Source organism: Nocardia higoensis, from assembly GCF_015477835.1.
Classification (GTDB): Bacteria; Actinomycetota; Actinomycetes; order Mycobacteriales; family Mycobacteriaceae; genus Nocardia; species Nocardia higoensis_A.
The window spans coordinates 593,023-608,629 of sequence record NZ_JADLQN010000002.1; the positions used below are offsets into that span (position 1 = coordinate 593,023).

At 69.0% G+C, this 15,607-nt stretch carries 15 protein-coding genes; 13 read left to right on the forward strand and 2 right to left on the reverse strand.

The window, feature by feature from the left end; translation table 11 throughout:
• The first annotated feature begins 158 nt into the window (after nucleotides 1-158).
• The 12 genes from IU449_RS16660 (at nucleotide 159) to IU449_RS16715 (ending at nucleotide 9,884) form a co-directional block, all read left to right on the forward strand.
• The gene (locus IU449_RS16660) at nucleotides 159-1,790 is read left to right on the forward strand and encodes a hypothetical protein (protein WP_324188285.1); all 1,632 of its coding nucleotides are present in this window, start codon (nucleotides 159-161) and stop codon (nucleotides 1,788-1,790) included.
• A 190-nt stretch (nucleotides 1,791-1,980) separates the two neighbouring features.
• Nucleotides 1,981-3,780, forward strand: a complete 1,800-nt coding sequence (locus IU449_RS16665) for a hypothetical protein (RefSeq protein ID WP_195002979.1) — start codon at nucleotides 1,981-1,983, stop codon at nucleotides 3,778-3,780.
• Nucleotides 3,777-4,562 carry an ESX secretion-associated protein EspG gene (locus tag IU449_RS16670; RefSeq protein ID WP_195002980.1) on the forward strand — a complete coding sequence of 262 codons (786 nt, stop codon included), beginning with the start codon at nucleotides 3,777-3,779 and terminating at the stop codon, nucleotides 4,560-4,562. The genes IU449_RS16665 and IU449_RS16670 overlap by 4 nt, the downstream gene beginning before the upstream one ends.
• A 10-nt stretch (nucleotides 4,563-4,572) precedes the next feature.
• Entirely contained in the window at nucleotides 4,573-4,914 is a 342-nt protein-coding gene (locus tag IU449_RS16675) for a hypothetical protein (protein WP_195002981.1), read from the forward strand.
• A 53-nt stretch (nucleotides 4,915-4,967) separates the two neighbouring features.
• Nucleotides 4,968-5,255, forward strand: coding sequence for a YbaB/EbfC family nucleoid-associated protein (locus tag IU449_RS16680; protein ID WP_228804774.1), 288 nt, complete (start codon nucleotides 4,968-4,970; stop codon nucleotides 5,253-5,255).
• A gap of 151 nt (nucleotides 5,256-5,406) precedes the next feature.
• A complete protein-coding gene (locus tag IU449_RS16685) occupies nucleotides 5,407-5,727 on the forward strand; it encodes a type VII secretion target (RefSeq protein ID WP_195002983.1) in 321 nt (106 codons plus the stop codon).
• An 8-nt stretch (nucleotides 5,728-5,735) separates the two neighbouring features.
• Nucleotides 5,736-7,016 carry a hypothetical protein gene (locus IU449_RS16690; RefSeq protein WP_228804776.1) on the forward strand — a complete coding sequence of 427 codons (1,281 nt, stop codon included), beginning with the start codon at nucleotides 5,736-5,738 and terminating at the stop codon, nucleotides 7,014-7,016.
• Nucleotides 7,017-7,030: 14 nt separating this feature from the next.
• On the forward strand, nucleotides 7,031-7,363 hold the full coding sequence (locus IU449_RS16695; RefSeq protein ID WP_195002985.1) for a PE domain-containing protein: 333 nt from the start codon (nucleotides 7,031-7,033) through the stop codon (nucleotides 7,361-7,363).
• Between the two features lie 31 nt (nucleotides 7,364-7,394).
• Nucleotides 7,395-8,384, forward strand: coding sequence for a PPE family protein (locus IU449_RS16700; protein ID WP_195002986.1), 990 nt, complete (start codon nucleotides 7,395-7,397; stop codon nucleotides 8,382-8,384).
• Nucleotides 8,381-9,175: an ESX secretion-associated protein EspG gene (locus IU449_RS16705; protein ID WP_195002987.1), complete on the forward strand. Its 795-nt coding sequence runs from the start codon at nucleotides 8,381-8,383 to the stop codon at nucleotides 9,173-9,175. The genes IU449_RS16700 and IU449_RS16705 overlap by 4 nt, the downstream gene beginning before the upstream one ends.
• A 78-nt stretch (nucleotides 9,176-9,253) precedes the next feature.
• Nucleotides 9,254-9,547 carry a WXG100 family type VII secretion target gene (locus IU449_RS16710; protein WP_169811660.1) on the forward strand — a complete coding sequence of 98 codons (294 nt, stop codon included), beginning with the start codon at nucleotides 9,254-9,256 and terminating at the stop codon, nucleotides 9,545-9,547.
• A 43-nt stretch (nucleotides 9,548-9,590) separates the two neighbouring features.
• Nucleotides 9,591-9,884 carry a WXG100 family type VII secretion target gene (locus IU449_RS16715; protein WP_067861502.1) on the forward strand — a complete coding sequence of 98 codons (294 nt, stop codon included), beginning with the start codon at nucleotides 9,591-9,593 and terminating at the stop codon, nucleotides 9,882-9,884.
• Nucleotides 9,885-9,990: 106 nt separating this feature from the next.
• Here the strand turns inward: IU449_RS16715 and eccE are convergent, their stop codons facing one another.
• Entirely contained in the window at nucleotides 9,991-11,706 is a 1,716-nt protein-coding gene (gene eccE / locus IU449_RS16720) for a type VII secretion protein EccE (protein ID WP_324188286.1), read from the reverse strand.
• A 326-nt stretch (nucleotides 11,707-12,032) separates the two neighbouring features.
• Here eccE and eccB point away from each other — a divergent pair, with 326 nt between their 5' ends.
• Entirely contained in the window at nucleotides 12,033-13,526 is a 1,494-nt protein-coding gene (gene eccB, locus IU449_RS16725; protein ID WP_195002989.1) for a type VII secretion protein EccB, read from the forward strand.
• A 43-nt stretch (nucleotides 13,527-13,569) separates the two neighbouring features.
• Here eccB and eccA read toward each other — a convergent pair whose 3' ends face one another.
• Nucleotides 13,570-15,402 (reverse strand): type VII secretion AAA-ATPase EccA, encoded by a 1,833-nt coding sequence (gene eccA, locus IU449_RS16730; protein ID WP_195002990.1) that lies wholly within the window; start codon nucleotides 15,400-15,402, stop codon nucleotides 13,570-13,572.
• Nucleotides 15,403-15,607: the final 205 nt, after the last annotated feature.

A 15,607-nucleotide genomic window follows, 5' to 3' on the forward strand; every position in this document is an offset into this window, starting at 1 on the left:
GCCGCTGTGCCAGGATTGGACGCGAGCACGGCCCCGGCCCGGAAGAAGGGCGATCTCCGGCAGAAACTTTCACGTCGGAGCACAGCAAAGCCGCAGCGGTACAACGCCTTCCGCGCGCAGCGGAGGTGCGGGCACGACGACGAGGAGAGGGCTGCGACGTGACCACGCCTGACGATCGGACCCCTGACGACGCCACGACTCGGGACGACTGGCGGGATCCGGCCGCTGTCGCGCCGAATCCCGCCGATCCACCGGCAGACCCCGGGGCCCGACCCGACGCCCTCCAGACCGCCACCGCCGCCCACGCCGAGTCGGACGCGCCCGCCCGCGCGGACGACTCCCACGCCGAGGAAGATCCCGACATCGGGTTCACCCTGTCGGAGGACCCGACGCAGCTGGCAGAGCGTGCGAAACACCTGTGCCACCGCATCGCGCGCGGTCTCGCGGCGCAGGGCCCGCAGGGCTGGGCGCGGCTGGAGGCGATGTTCGCACTCACCACCACGACCGAGATGGCGCAGGTCTTCTTCTCCGACGAGGACAACCGCGCCCGTCGTGTGCAGCCGAGCCACGACGTGCTGAGCTGGGTCCGTGACCACCGGCACCTGTCCGCCGAACTCGGCGACGGCCCGTGGTGGCGAATGCTGCTCACTCTGCGCAACGACGGCGCGATCGAGGTCGATTTCGACTACGGCGACGAACCGTTCCCGGACGATCAGCTGTTCCCGCCGGAGGTCTACGCCGCCGACCTCGAGACCTATCCGCGGGCGACGCTGCCGGTGTGGCTGGCCGCGTACCTCCGGCACGGCGGCCGTCAATCGCGCCCGGCGCGCTTGGCGGCCGCGCAGGCTCGCGCCGACCGGGCGCAGGGCGTGCGTGCGGTGCGCAGCGACGATGAATTTCCGGCGCTCCCGGTGCTCTGGGGCCGCTGGGCGGTGATGGCGGCAGCGTTCGTCGCCGCCGGATCGCAGTGGGGCCCGCGGATTCTGCCCGCGCTGGGCTTCTTCGAGGGCGCACGGCGCAGCGGCGCCACCCTGTACATGTTGCCGGGTGGGCGAGCCGTGCTGTCGGGCGGCGTCTGGAACGCCCCGGAGCTCGACGCCGCCTACAACCACGGCGCGGACGTACCCCGGGTGTACGCGGGCGCGCCGGAATGGGTGGCCAACCCCGTGCTGAATCCGCGCGCGGGCAACGGCCTGCTGTCGTTCTGCTACTGGTGGGAAGCGGGCAGCTGGTACCGCGGCGAGTCACCGGGCGCCGAGGCGCTGGCCGAGGCGGTACCCGGCATCTGGACCAGCGACACGGTGGCCGAGGTCGTCTGCGGACTGCTCGGCGCAGATCCCTCCGAGCAGCAGCGCACCGCTGTGGCCACTCTCGTCTCGGCCGCCGAGGTCGGCGTGGTCACCAGGGAAACGCTCGTCGCCGCCTTCGGCGACACCGGTGATTTCGATGTGGACAGCGCCTTCTACCAGCTGACGATGGCGGGTGTCGCGGTCACCGTGCCCGACCCGATGCCGCAGGAGGACGCCGTCGCGAAGGTACGCCGCTTCGTCGTCGAGCGTGGCATGTACGCGGCGGGCTACCCGGTCGACGAACTGCGCGCCGACCGGATCAGCGTCGGCTGGATGGTCTACGCGCCGACCCGCCCCGGCGAGATGGCGGTGGGCCGCGCGATCTTCTACATCGCCGACGACGGTGTGCTGGAACAGTCCTCCTCGTCGGTGGCGCCCTCGGTGTTCGTCACCGAATTCGAGCGCCGCTTCCAGCAACGGCACGGGGCGGTGGGTGCCTGACCTCGACAGTCTCCCGATGTTTCACGCAAAGCCCTCTGGCCGAGCACCATTCACGATTCGGCTACTGACCGTTCACGTGATCCGTGGGATGATCGGCGGGGAGTGACCTGCCGGTCGCAGGCAAGGATCACCAGGGGCTCGGGAAAACACGTGGCACGATGGCCGCGCCGATCGAGGCAGGAGTTGACGGATGGGCCAACCACCCGAGACGGGGCCGTGGAAGGGGATTGCCGACCAGGCGGCGGGCGGGAAGGCACTGCAGGTCGAGCACGGCGTGGCCAAGGAACTGTCCAACGCCGCCACCGATCTGCTCCTCACCGTCGAGATGATCGACGGTTTCGCGTACCTGGTCGCCGGAAAGGGTGGGTACAACCCCGACATGTTCGGCGGTCTGCCTTCCGGCGAAGCCCTCGCCAGCAAGTTCTTCAAGGCAGGGGGGTCGCTGGTGAGCACCCTGGGTGATCACAAAGCGATTCTGCGAGAGGTGATCAACACCTTCATCACGGCAGACAAGAAGTACAAAGCGAACGAAGAGTCGACCGAGGCCGCGTTCGACCGACTCAAAAGGGAAAACACCGCCAATGATCGGCGCCACATCGCCGCTGTGCCGCGCAACGGTGCGACGCCGTCCCCGGGTTGGGCCAATTCGGGGACATTACCGCTGATTTCGACGGCCGGGACTCCCGATCTGCCGGAGCGACTGAAGTCGCTGGCCGGCGACAAAGAAGGTCGCGACACCTCGCCGGTGAAGCCCGAAGAGGCCACCAGCCTGACGTTGGAACAGTATGCGGATTTGCGGACCAATGCCGGCGCCAACCACAGCCGGGTCGCGGACCTCGGCGGGCTGTGGAAGTGGATGGCAGACCAACTGAAGACCGATGCGGACATCTTCGCCAATCACGTGACCGCCAAGGTCAACGACGGGATGTGGAGTTCCGACGCCGCCCGGACCGCCAACGGCGCGATCCGCGCCTACGCCGGCAATTTCGGAAAGCTCGCCGAAAGTATGTCGCTGCTCGGCGAGAACCTCGTCCAGTTCTCCGGCAGCATGAAGGGTTTGGCGGCATCTCTGCCGTCCGAGTCGCTGTATATCACCACTCGGGAGTACCAGCGGGATTCGATGCTGCCGAGAGCGATCGCAGCCTACAACGCCTGGTACAAGCCCGGCGTGACACAGGCCAGTTCGGCGGTGCCGCTCCTGCCACCCGCGATCGCCCCGGTGAACGGTGGGCCCCCCACCCGCACGACGCCGGGTGGTGGCGATCCATCGGCAGGCGGGCCCGGTGGCGGTGCCAAGCCGCCGAACACCAACGGACTGACCAGCGCGCAGCTACCGGCAGCCCAACAGCAGAAGGACCTGCAGCGGGCGATGGACAGGGCGGCGCAGGAACAGGAAAACCGCCTGAAGGAACTCGCTGCGCAGCAGGCCGCCGCGCAACAAGCGGCCGAGCAGCGGGCGGCCCAGCAAGCCGCCCAACAGGCGGCGCAACAGGCTGCTCAGCAAGCTCAGCAAGCGTTGCAGCAGGGACTGCAGGGTGGACAGCAGGCACTGGAGCAGGCACTGCAAGGCGCGCAGCAGAATCTGACCCCCGCTGGAATGGCCGGTGTGCCCGGCTCGCTGTCCGACCTGCAGAAGGAGCTGCAGAAGAAGGCGGGGGGCGGTGGTGGCGCGGGCAAAGGCGCGGGCGGTGGTGGCGCGGGCGCCGGACTCGGCGGCGGTGGCGGCACGCTCAAGGACCTGGCCGCGACATCCAAACTGTTCCCCCGTGCTTCGATCGCCGAGACCGGCATCGTCGCAGGCCGGACCGGACTGGTGGCGGCAGGCCAGGGCACGCCCGGCGCGCCGGGCGCGACGGGTGCGGCGGGCCAGGGCGCCGGACAGGGACAGAACAAGGAACACAAGCGAGCCGATTACCTGGATTCGGTCGAACATCTGGAGGAAGCGCTCGGCGAGGCGCCCATCGTCGCGAAACCCATTGTGGAGAAATGACACCGACCTCGACATTCACCGATCTCGAGTTCTTCGCCCTGTGCCGGGCGCACAAGCAGGAATACGTGCCCCCACCGTTCGTCTTCCGAAGCGCAGTCGCCACCAGCGAGGAATTCGAGGAGCTGGCGCGGGAGAAACTGGACGGACTGCGCGCGCGCTGGGACCCGCAGTGGAGCACCATGATCGAAGCGCTCGTCCACCACGACATCCGGCTGATCATCGATGCCTGGGACGAGGATGACGCCGATCGGCCGGAAGGTATCGTGCGCGTTCTGGCGATCCGCCGGGGTGATCGCGGGTATGTGGTCTGCCAACAGCCCGGAAAGACGTTCTGGCACAGTGGCGATTTCACCGTCACCGAATGTGCCGCGCTGGAGCTGGCTTCCGCGGCCGTCGACATGATGCCGGAGGTGAAGCCGGGAAGTCGGCGCGAGGTCGTCCTGTCGACCGACGAGGACGACGACGGGTTGGACTATTCGTACGGCAGGTCGGCGGTGCGTGATTCGTTCGCCGATTCGATGGACGTGAACAGCGAGGAATTCCTGAAGGCGCCGACCGAACGTATCGGCAGCATATCGGTGATCCAAGGGCGTTCCCTGTTCGGTCCGCGTGGCATCACCGAGCACAGATTGCGCTGGCGAGATCTGGTCGACGACGGGCGCTATGTGATCGACGACCGCACACCGCCGGTCGCGGTACCCGCGAGCGCCCGCCGGTTGACGGAGCTGATCAATACCCGGATCGCCGCAGTGGTGCGGGCGATCAAGGACGAGCGGGTGTGAGAGGGAGGGCATGAGCGAGCAACAGCAGGACCCGGCCGAGTGGAGCGCGTCCTCGCGTGACGGCGCGATCACCGTGCGCACCACCGACCAGGGTCTGCCGCGCGGCATTTCGATCGAAGCGGCGGAATTGCGCCGTGATCCGGCAGAATTGGCGGCAGAGGTGCTCAGGTTGTGCAGGCAGGCGGCCAACCGCGCGGGGATGGCACGGCGGGAGCAACTCGAGCAGGCGGGAATGCCCGCTGAGATGCTGGCGTTGCTCGGCTTGCCGACCCAGGAAGAGGTGGCTGGTCGAGAGCTGGCCGAGGAGGAAGAATACGAGGCCGAGCCGCGCAGCTGGCTGCGCGAGGTGTAACGGTCGGGCGCCGTACCATCTCGGCGGGAAGAGGGGATGTCGTGTACGAGACGATGGACGAGCTGGAAGCGAGCGTGCGTAGACGGCTGTATCGGATGCGCGATCTCGTCGACGACATGTCGGGCGTGCGGGCCACCGCGACGTCGGAAGACGGCGCGATCACCGTCGAGGTGGACGGAAACGGTGCGCTACTGAATCTGTCATTCGGGGAGGGGATTTCGTCGCTTTCGCCTGCCGACTTCGAACAGTGCCTCGTGTCGACGGCCACCGCGGCCGCGGCCACGGCGTTCGCGCGCCGGGCCGAACTGGTCACCGCATTCAACGAGGAAGTCGCCGGGTAGACATCTGTCGTTCACGGATCTACGTCAGAGTCTCACAGGGACACGGGAGCTCGGAGAACGCCGGACACGCCCGGAAAGGCTTTCGAGGGCGGAAGCGTCGCTGGTATGTTCGACTGGGCAGTTCAATTCCGTTATGGGAACGGGGAATACGATGAGCGAGCTCGTAGCTGAAGCCGATGCCCTCCGCGGATACGCGGCGTCCGCCGCCGCGATGGCCGCCGGGGTGGCGACCGCGGGCACGGTCGACCAAGCCGCCACGATGGCGGCGGTGACTCCGGTGTTCGGCCTGATCGGGCAGGATTTCCTGTTCGCGTTCGCGCACGCACAGGCCAATCATCTGTCCGCGGTGATGGAGCTGGCGGCGGTGCACGCCGCGACGGCGCTCACCGCCGATCAGAGTGCGCTCGCCTACGAGGCGTCCGAGGCGACTTCGAGGGCCGGATTCGATTCGGTCACACGCGATCTAGCATGAATGCGCCGATGGATCCCACGGTCCTGGACCTGTTGCGGGGCAGTGCGCTCGCCCCGCTGATCGACCGGCCCGTGAACGACATCCTGCGGGACATGGGCCTGCCGTCGTTGCCGGATCCGGCCGCGCTTCCGCCGCTGCCCGAACTGCCGCCGCTGCCGGTGATCGACATCGCCGCTCTGGCGCGCCCGCTCACGGATATGGCGAGTAGTTTCGGCACCGGCGCGCTGGACGCCGCGGCCGGCGCCGGCCCGAATCCGACGCAGATGCTCACCGGCGTCAACACCGCGCTGCAGACCGCCACCACGTTGGGCACCACGGCGTTGCAGGCCGTCATGGCGGTGTGGCAGGGCATGGGCGCCGCGGCCGCCGCCGAGAAGGCGGGGCAGGCGCAACAGGACGGAGCCGAACTCGCCACGCAGAGTACCCAGGAGAAAGTGGTGCTCACCGCCGCCGCGACATCGGTCGCGGTCGGAGCCGGGCTCATGTCGGCGGTCATCGCGAAGTTCGTGGCGTCGATGGTCGCGGCCGCGCCGCTGCTGGGTTCGCCTGGCGGACAGCTGTTCATGGTCGCCGCTACCACCGAAGCCGTCACCGAGGCGTTGGCGGTCGTGGCGAAGACGCGGACCGAACTCGGTGCCGAGTCCGCGAGCATGACCGCCGCGGGCCAGAAGGTCCCGATCACCAACGCGCCGAAGGGCGTGGACTCGATGCAGCAGGCGATGCAGATGATGCAGATGCTCACGCCGCTGCTGACGATGGCGGGTCAGAGCGCGCAGAGCCTGACCCAATTGGCGGCGGCGAACACCGGGCTGCTCGCCCCGAAGACCACCGCGGACGCCGCGTCCCCGGAGGGCGAGAAGCTCGACGAGGCGAAGGCGCTCGGCGGTGCGAGTGGCGCCGGTGGTGGTGTCGGTGGTGGTGGTGTCGGCGGCATCGGACCCGCAGCGACGCCGTTGAGTCCCTACACCGGGACCAGGTCCGCCGGTCTGCCCCCGGGTGGGACGGCCGGTTTCGGTGCGGAACCAGCCTCGACCGGATCCGCGTCGCCCGCTCGCTCCTCGATGCCGGTCTCCGGTGGCACTCCCGGCGGCATGATGCCGATGGGTGGGGCCGGAGCCGCGGCCGGCACACGGGGTGCCGGGGACGGCGGCGACGTACCGGGATTCCTGGTGAACGCCCAGCACGGCGACGAGGTCGTCGGCGACCTGGAAGGGGTCTCGCTACCGGTGGTCGGCGCGGCCGAGCAGACGTCGGCGGAGGCGCCGCCCGACATAGATCTCACGCTCTGATCAGGAGGTTCGGCATGGTGAGCGGTGGAGTGGATTTCGCGGGAGTGCAGTTCGACCCGGTGGCCGCCCGTGCGGCGGCGAGCAGGCTCGACGGCCTGGCCGATCGCCTCGAACACCGGCTGCGGGACGACGAGCCCGCCCTGGTCGTCGAGCCCGCTGGTCTGGATGCGGTGTCGCAGCGTGCCGCGCAGACGATGAACGAGGTCGCGGCGAAGTACGCGGACAACGCCGCCGCCGGTGTTCTCGAACTACGCAGGCTGGCCGCGGTGCTGCGCGGCCAGGTCGAGGGGTTCGGCCGCGTCGAAGGCGACAACGCGGCGGGCTTCGGCGGCGCCGGTCTCGGCTGAGTTCCGCGCGGAGGAGGTACGGAGCACAATCATGATCGAACCACCGCAGCCCGGATTCACCGGCGTCGTCTGGGAGGCTGTCGAGCCGGAGCGGATGGCGCGCGAACTCACCACCGGACCCGGCGTGGTTCCGCTGGCAGAGGCAGGCGCCGCGTGGGGCAGGCTTGCCGAGAGCTTCGGCACCGCGGTGGTCGAGTACGAGCAGATCGTGGCGAGCCTGCGCGGGGCGTGGCAATCCACCACCAGCCGGGATGTTCTGGACCGGGTGAGCAGGCTGCGGGACTGGTTGATGGAGGCCGCGAGCGCGGCCGCCGATCATGCCGTCAAAGCGCAGACGCAGGCGGCGGCGTACGAGGTCGCGCGGCTGGCGATGCCCGACGGCGGCGAGCTGGCCGCGCTGGCGGAGGCCAAGCGGCTGCTCGAAGCGATGACCGCAGGGCTCGGCGCGCCGATTCAGGCGGTGGCGGCGCGTACGGACGCCGACTCCGATGTCGCCAAGGCGGCGGCCTCCCGGGTGATGCGCGCCTACGAGGCGGCGACCGAACCGCTCGCGATGCCCTGGGAACAGCGAGAACCGCCCGCGCTCGTCTCGGCGGCCGCGCTCGAGGCCGAACAATCCGGGCAGGCGGCGGCCACCGCCGTCGCCGGTGCGACAGCGCCCGGCACCGTGGGGATGATTCGCCCCGCCGGGTTCGGACTCGGCGCGATCCCGCGGGCGAAGACCGCGTACCAGACGCCGGTTCCTGTCCAAGCGCCGGTGGCCGAGGCGGTCACACAGGCCACCCCCGCCACCCAGCCGGTGCCCGCCGGCGGCGGTTCCTCGGTGCCGCTGCTGCCGGGTGCGGTGGGCGCCGCCGGGAGCGCGCAGGAGCAGGAGTACGAGGCGCAGACGGGGGCGGCACCCGTCGGCGACGCGCTCGGGGCCGACCTCGGCATCGTCGCCGCGCCCGCGGTCCTCGGAGCTCCTGAATCCATGGCAACACCGTCCGATCGAGGCGCGGCGGCAGGCGGTGGCGCATGACGATGCTGACGAACGACGGCGTCCTCGCGCTGGCCGAGCGGCTCGGCATCCAGACCATGCCGCTGGTCCTGGCGATCGCGCCGCAGCAGCCGACCTACCAGGAGTGGACCGATGCGCAGCGTGAAGTCCTCACCGAGCTGACCGGCTCCGGCCTGATCGACGGGTACGGGGAGGTCGCACCGGAACTGGCGCAGGCCATGCATACCCTCGCCCAGCCGGATCGTGAGCTGGTCGCCAGAATCCATCGTGCGGGCAGCGAACCGATCCGGCTCTGCTTGGCCCGCCGTGCGGACCAGCACGCACTCGCCGAGCGGATCGGCGACCGCATCGAGATCGGCACGGCCTGGTCCGACGAATCGGGCTCGGCGCTGACCACGCGGCTGCTGCGCACGCTCGGTCCCGGTGAGCCCGCCGATGTGGCCGCGTTCAGCGCGCTCGCCGACGACCTCGCGGACCGGTTGTCCACGGCCAGGACATCGGCCGACTTCGCCGACGCCGTCTACGCCCTGGGCGTCGCCGAACGCGACGCCACTCGCTACGGGCTCGCCTTCGAGTCCTGTCGTGCCTACGCCGAGATCGTCGCCTACGCGCACGTCGACGGCGTGACCACGCGCACGCCCTGCGCGGCCGTGGTGTACGAGACCGGTCGCGGCCGCATCGTGGTCGCGCCCGGCGCTGCCCCGGACCTCCGGGTCTGGTCCACCGTCACACCGGGCACCGATCATCGTGTCGCACAGGCGATCTCCGGATTGATCGAGATCTTGCCCGGGGGGAGGTGGCTACCGCAGTAATCATCTCCGACCGGGTGATGGAGTACACCATCACCCTCCAGCACACCAGATATTCGGAAGGAAACAATCATGGCTCTCTTGGAAGCCAACAACGACCTCGCCAAGCAGGCGCAGCAGGAGATGGTCGATGCGGTCGACGGGGTTCAGCGGGCCCTCGCCGCGATCGACTCGGCAGTCGATGCCGCGAAGGCAGGGTGGAAGGGTGAAGCTGCAGGCGGGTTCCAGACCGCCGCGGCCGAGTGGAACAAGAAGAACGACGACCTCAACCGCGTCTTGACCGCCATCGAGCAGCAGGTCGGTGTCGGTACCGCGCAATTCACGGCGATGGACACCAGCAACAACGACGACTTCGGCGGCCTTCGCCTCGCCTGACACATTCGCCCGCATTCACCACAGATAGCGAAGGACACAGCACATGTCGGACGGCATGCTTTACGACGAAGCGGCGATCACCGCCCTGTACAACGACTTGCACGACAACTACAACAAACTGACGCAAGAGGCCGAGAACATGAGCCAGGCCGCCAAGAAGATGAACGAGGCATGGCAGGGCTCCGGTCTCGAAGGCTTCAACAGAGAAGTCGGCAAGTGGGAGCCCGAGTACCAGGATGCGCTCGCGCTTCTGAACAAGATCGCCGCGGCGGTCGACAGCGCGATGCAGAACGCGTTCCACACCGACAAGACGATCGGCGACGGCTTCGGCGCGTGATGATCCGCTGAGACGGCCGGTCGGAGTTCGACTCCGACCGGCCGTCTCTCGCGCTCGGTGTCGGTGGCGGAGCGACCGGAGCGGTTGTGCTTGGTAGCGGCGCGAATCAGCGGGCGGCGACGAGCGATTCGCCGATGTATCGCATCTCGTCCGGGGTGGTGACCATGGTCACCGTGGTGCTCGCGGTCGAAGTACGCACCGTGATCGAGTTGGGGGCGAGTGGATCCTGGATCAGGACGACATCGGCGTCCGATTCGTCGGCGGGGCTTCCGGGCGCGCGCACGTGCACGATCGTCGCGCCACCCGTCTGCGCCATCGGCGCGATGCCGTCGAAGACGATCACGGTGGTGGTGGCGAAGGGGCCGGGCGTCGCCACCGGGGGAGCGGGCTGCTGACCGGTGCCTGCGAGCCGGGAAGCCAACGAGAGTGCGTGCGGATCACCGACATTGACGACCATGGTGTGCCACGCCTCGGGCCGGTCGGTGTGTACGACCGCCCGCGCTCCCAGCGCGATCGCGCGCAGGATGACCTGCTGGGCCAGGTCGAGCTTCCCGATCACCTCGAGGTGGCGGGTGCCCTCACCGATCAACGGCACGGCGATGCCCTGTCCGAGTCCGTCGGCGCCGATCAGCTGCCCACAGCCGGCGGTGGGCAACGCGATGCCCGTCAGCGCGTCGAGCGGACCCTGATAGTCACCGATCGCGTCATGGGCGCTCAACTGGGCGGGCAGGCAGTCGAGCAGTGCGTGGAACTGGCGTCCCGGCAGCGGCCGCAGCCCCTCGACGGGCGGCTGTTCGGGCTCGACGGCGGTGTCGAAGCGCACCAGCGCACCCAAGGTGATGGGCGGTGAGTCCTCGATCCGCTCGTGGGTTCGAGGCGCCCCCGGCCGCAGCCGGACGGTGACCGTGGTGGTCAGGCTCGGTGTCGCCCAGATGTCGGCGAACCCGCGGGAGCCGATCAGGTCCGGGCCGATCTCGTAGCTGGTCGAGTGGACGCCGTCGTGAACGAGCGAGTGCTGGGTCTCGACGAAGTCCTCCAACGCGACGTTGCGGGTGAGCATGCGCATAGCCGCGTTCATCTCGCCCGCGGCCAGCACCGATGTGGAGATGTCCAGCGCGGCGAGCCGATTGGCCACCCGCCGGGTCGCGATGATCGCGGTGCGCAACGTGCCCTCGGCTCCGCCGCCGCGGTTGTCGACCGCTCGAGCGTTGGCCAGCGGGTCCAATCGCAGCACCAGCCAGACCGTGCGGTGCGCGATGGCGGGCAGCGGGCCGATGATGCTGTCGTAGAGCCGCGCGACGACACCGTTGCTCGCGGTACGGGCGCCTGTGCTGATGACATCGATCGAGGCCAGTCGGATGTCGAACTGGCTCAGGCATTTACCGATCTCGGTCAGTGGCAGCACCTGCGCGGTGCTCAGCGAGCCGCGGCGCAACAGGGTCAGCGCGTCCGGTGGTGGGTCGATCCGCATCATGGTGATCAGCAGACCGCGATCCCAGCGCATTCCATAGCTGCCGCCCTCGGGCAGCGGAACGTCGACGGCCTCGCCACCGGACGGCAGGCGGTCGGGACGGATCCTTCGCCTGCGGAAGGCGACAGTGCGCGCGATCATCCCCACGACGTTGCGAGGGTGGCGGCGGCGGACCGGCGCCGCGCCTGCCGACAGCACGACCACGACCACGATCGCGATCACATACGCCGGGGCGTCGAATGCCGTCGCCGACCACGCCGCCGCTGCGGCGAACAAGGCCAGCGGAACTGTGTATCGAAGTGGAATATGGCGAAACAACCAGAATTCCGGATCCTGCAATGCGGTGTTCACCGAGTTCTGCGGTTCCGTTCGCCGGGGCTCGCCCCGCGCGGATTCGGATTCGTTCACTGCCTCGTCCACGATGATCGGCCTCGTTCGCGATTATCGGACCCGGTCACGATTATCGGACCCGGTCACGCCGGTCGATACGTTCAGGTCACCCGCTTCGGCGGGCTCTCTTTCACGCTCACCCTACCGTGCGGATTTCGGCCGCGCCCAGCAGCGGCCACGTCCCTTCGCAGGGCCGGACACGTTGTGCGGATTGACACCGGCAGGGTGGCCGATACTGTAAACAACTGCGGGACAACCCCCGTCGCCGAGCATTCGATGGAGACCACGTGCCTGCCCAGCTGACTACCAAGGCTCAGGTCAACGGATACCGTTTCCTCTTGCGCAGGCTCGATCACGCGCTGGTACGCCGGGACGTGCGAATGCTGCACGATCCCATGCGCTCCCAGGCCCGTTCGCTGATGGTCGGCGCGGTCCTGGGGTTGCTCGTGGTCGCGGGCGCGGCGATCATGGCCTTCCTGCGACCGCAGGGCGCCATCGGCGACTCGCTGATCGTGATGGGTAAGGACAGCGGCGCGCTCTATGTTGTGGTGCAGAGCGACTCCGGTGAGCGCCGGCTCCATCCGGTGCTCAATCTCGCCTCGGCTCGGCTTATCTCGGGCAGCAGCGAATCGCCGCACTCGGTGAAGGACAGCAAGCTCGCCGGCGAGGCGCGCGGACCGCTGCTCGGCATTCCCGGCGCGCCGTCCGCGCTGCCCGGCTCCGCGCAGGGTGATCGCTCCGACTGGAGCATCTGCGACACGGTCGAACTGTCGATCACCGGCAGCGCCGCCGCGGCATCAGGCGTGGCGACCACGGTGATCGCGGGCCGGCCGCAGGTGAGTGAGCGCATCCGGGAACTCGGCGAGGACGAGGCGGTATTGGTGCGGCGCGGCACCCAGACCTACCTGCTCTACGACGGCAAACGCGCGGCCCTCGATCCGGCCGACTCGATAATGGTCAGGGCGCTCGACCTGTCCGGTCACCGATCGCGCCCGGTCGGCGCCGGGTTGCTGGACGCGGCCGCCGCCGTTCCGCCGTTGGCCGCGCCGGAGATCCCGGAGTCGGGCACGCCGGGGCCGGGCCGACTGTCGGAGGTGCCGGTCGGCGGCGTCATCTCCGTCGGCGGCGCGGGCGCGGGAGCGGGCGACCTGTATGTGGTGCTCGCGCAGGGCGTACAGCGGGTCAGTGCCTTCACCGCCGAGGTGATCCGCACCGCGAATTCGCAGGGCATGAGTCAGATCAAGACCATGCCGCCGGATGTGCTCTCCGGCATCCCCCAGGTGACCGTGCTGCCCGTGGACCATTTTCCGGCGACCGCGCCGCGACTGGTCTCCGCCGAAGACGCGCCGGTGACCTGCCTGGCTTGGGGCAAGACCGATCCCACCCGGGATTCGACCGCGGAGGGCAGCGCGGACCGCGCCACCGTGACGCTGCTGGCGGGGACGAGGACGCCGATACCGGAGTCGGCGGGACCGGTCACGCTGGCCACCGCCGACGGGACCGGCGACCGGGTGGACACCGCCTTCCTGCGGCCCTCCTCCGGGGAATTCGTCCAGATGACCGGCATGGATCCCGGTAGCCCCCGGCGCGGCAGCCTGTTCTACATCGCCGACAACGGCATCCGCTACGGCATCCCGGACATGGACACCGCCGCGGTGCTCGGTCTCGACGCCGAGCCGCGCCTGGCGCCGTGGGCGATCGTCGGCCAACTGGTCCCCGGGCCGACGTTGTCCGTCGCGGACGCGCTGGTCCAGCACGACGTGCTGCCCACCGCCCGCTGACCGATCCGCCGCGCGGGGATGCTGTCAGCGGGAGATCTCCAGGTCAGGACGGGTTGGTCACACCCAATGAGGCCAGCACGCCGGTGAGCGCGGCGTGCATGTCGGCGGCTTCGATGCGCATCAGCACCGCCTCGTCGACCGTGCTCAGATCGAGCGAATCGTCGTTGGCCAACCGGAACTCACGCTCCTCCTCGGCCGCTTCGATGACGTTACGGACGAAGCGGCCGTTGCCCGCCAAGTCGATCCCCCGCCGTGGCTGACCGCTCTGGTCGACGCGCTCGGAGTTGTAGAGTCCCTCGCAGGCCTTCTCGAGCAACGCAAGGGCCTCCTCGGACAGCTCCGAATCCCGCGACTCGGCAATGAGCTTGCCGATCCGGCCGAGTTCGGACGGTGTGTAGGAGGGGAACTGCAGGCGCTTGGCGAAACGAGACGCCAGACCGTCGTTGGCGGCCAGCAACCGGTCGATCTCGCCGTCGTAGCCCGCGATGATGACCACCAGGCGGTCGCGGTCGTTCTCCATCCGCGCCAGCAACGTGTCCACGGCCTCGCGGCCGAAGGCATCACCACCGGACAGGCCGGTCTGGATCAGCGTGTACGCCTCGTCGATGAACAGCACGCCGTCCATCGCGGTGTCGATCAGCTTGTCGGTCTTGATCGCGGTGCTGCCCAGGTGCTGGCCGACGAGATCCATGCGCTTGGCCTCGACGACCTTGTCGGTCTTGAGCAGTCCGACACCGCAGTAGATCTTGGCGACGACGCGGGCGATGGTCGTCTTGCCGGTGCCGGGCGGGCCGGTGAACGCCAGGTGATTGCCGCGTGGCACGCTGGCCATGCCCTTCTCCGCGCGGATCTTCGCCAACTGCGCGGTGGCCTGCAGTTTGGCCACCTGCGTTTTCACCGAGTCCAAACCGATCTGGCGGTCGAGTTCGGCGCGTGCCTCGGCCAGGATCCGTTTCGCGCGATCCTCGGCGTCGGCGCTCTGCATCTGCTCCGCCGACGGCGCGGACGCCGGGTCCCATCGGTCGGTCCTGGCGTCGATGGATTCTTTCGTGGTGACCGTGAGGCGGTAGGTGCGGTCGCGCATCGCGGCGGTGTTGGCCGCGAAATCCGGTGCCTGCGAATAGACCTTCTCGAACAGGGACTGCGCCTTGTCCTCCTCGCCGGTCTCGCGCAGGCACAGGCCACGGCAGAACATGGCGGTGGTGCGCGCGGCCGGGATCGGGCCGGCCTCGGCCTGTTCCATGCGACGGATCGCCTCGCCGAACAAGCCCAGCTGAGCACACGCGGTGCCCACCATGACGTGCGCGCCCGAGGCCAGGTACGGATCGTCCCATTCGGCCGATCCCGCGAGCACGCTCATCACGTCGGGCCAGCGCTGGGTGTTGAAGTGCAGAACACCGCGGACATAGGCGCTGATCCTGTCGTCGGCCACCCGATCGGTGTCGGAGGTGAGCCGACGGCGATGCTCGGAGAGGGCGTCGAGCACCTTCTCGGCCTCGTCGTACTCTTTCTCGCCGATCAGGTGCGCCGCCTTGGCCAGGCAGATCTCGGTGTAACTGGACAGCGGGTAGTCGATGTACAGGCCGGACAGGAATCGGCCGGACAGCGCGCGCGGCGCCAGGCCGAGGCGGCGCTGTTCGCGGTAGAGCGTCGTCGTGCTGGTCTTGTAGAGGTTGTGCAGGACCTCGGCGGTCACCTCGCCCGCGGCGGCGCGCCCCAGCCAGGCGTCGCACATCGACGGATCCCATTCGGTCGCACGCTGAAACGCCAGTTTCGCGTACTCCAGATCACGGACCGACTCCTGGCCGTCGATGGTGAGCCCGAGTGAGAGCACCCCCGCGTCGAAGGCGCGTTGCGCTTGTCTGTTGCCGCTCATCGAAGCCGGTCCCTCTGGTGTTCACCAGTGATACTGCCTGCGTTCATGTTTCAGCCAGCCTACCGATCGCGTGCGTTGATCCTGTCCGATACATTAGGTTTCGCTGCCGGTCCGCCGCAACGCGTGCACCGTGTGGTGTGTGAACGGCACCGCGCGATCGCGCACGGCTCGCGGGAATTCCCGCCGAATGCGCGAGTGGGTCGGA

Bases quoted from the DNA above. Each gene is read 5' to 3' on its own strand.
- IU449_RS16665 (WP_195002979.1), top strand. From the start codon at position 1,981: ATGGGCCAACCACCCGAGACGGGGCCGTGGAAGGGGATTGCCGACCAG.
- IU449_RS16670 (WP_195002980.1), top strand. From the start codon at position 3,777: ATGACACCGACCTCGACATTCACCGATCTCGAGTTCTTCGCCCTGTGC.
- IU449_RS16675 (WP_195002981.1), top strand. From the start codon at position 4,573: ATGAGCGAGCAACAGCAGGACCCGGCCGAGTGGAGCGCGTCCTCGCGT.
- IU449_RS16680 (WP_228804774.1), top strand. From the start codon at position 4,968: ATGGACGAGCTGGAAGCGAGCGTGCGTAGACGGCTGTATCGGATGCGC.
- IU449_RS16685 (WP_195002983.1), top strand. From the start codon at position 5,407: ATGAGCGAGCTCGTAGCTGAAGCCGATGCCCTCCGCGGATACGCGGCG.
- IU449_RS16690 (WP_228804776.1), top strand. From the start codon at position 5,736: ATGGATCCCACGGTCCTGGACCTGTTGCGGGGCAGTGCGCTCGCCCCG.
- IU449_RS16695 (WP_195002985.1), top strand. From the start codon at position 7,031: ATGGTGAGCGGTGGAGTGGATTTCGCGGGAGTGCAGTTCGACCCGGTG.
- IU449_RS16700 (WP_195002986.1), top strand. From the start codon at position 7,395: ATGATCGAACCACCGCAGCCCGGATTCACCGGCGTCGTCTGGGAGGCT.
- IU449_RS16705 (WP_195002987.1), top strand. From the start codon at position 8,381: ATGACGATGCTGACGAACGACGGCGTCCTCGCGCTGGCCGAGCGGCTC.
- IU449_RS16715 (WP_067861502.1), top strand. From the start codon at position 9,591: ATGTCGGACGGCATGCTTTACGACGAAGCGGCGATCACCGCCCTGTAC.
- eccA (WP_195002990.1), bottom strand. From the start codon at position 15,402: ATGAGCGGCAACAGACAAGCGCAACGCGCCTTCGACGCGGGGGTGCTC.